The organism is Actinomadura sp. SCN-SB (genome assembly GCF_043906805.1).
GTDB lineage: Bacteria > Actinomycetota > Actinomycetes > Streptosporangiales > Streptosporangiaceae > Spirillospora.
Map to the genome: position 1 here is coordinate 1 of NZ_JBIMPP010000203.1, position 438 is coordinate 438.

General features: G+C 70.5%; 1 pseudogene. It reads right to left on the reverse strand.

Going from position 1 to position 438, the window contains the following annotated elements:
- Window positions 1–348 (reverse strand): annotated as a pseudogene (locus ACGWYJ_RS39055) (benzoyl-CoA 2,3-epoxidase subunit BoxB); the annotation flags it as partial.
- Window positions 349–438 lie beyond the last annotated feature (90 nt).

Genomic DNA, 438 nt, shown 5'->3' on the forward strand with positions numbered 1-438 from the left:
AATCACGATCAGGCGTTGCAGATCGGCGCGGTACTCGCCGGGCACCTTCTGCCAGGCGGGCTCGCCCTTGTGGGCTCCGAAGGCGATGCGCCGGTCGGGGTCGCGTTCGGCCAGGAAGATCCCCCACCGGTAGTCGCGCATCGCCACATGCCCGAAATGCGCCCACCCTTCGCGGCCGACGTCGACCGCGGTGCGCAGGTAGACGTCCTGGGTGGGCAGGGACGGGCCCATCGTCTCCCACCAGGACAGGAAGTTGGGCTGCCAGGACTCCAGCGCCCGCTGCAACCTCCGGTCCTCGCTCAGGCCGACGTTGTTGGGGATCTTCTCGCCGTAGTCGGCGGTGGGCATGGTTCAGACTCGCTTTCGGTCGAAGTCGGCGCGCTGCCCGGTGCCGTAGCGGCGCAGCGCGCCGCCGGGACCCGAGGCGTTGGGCCGGGC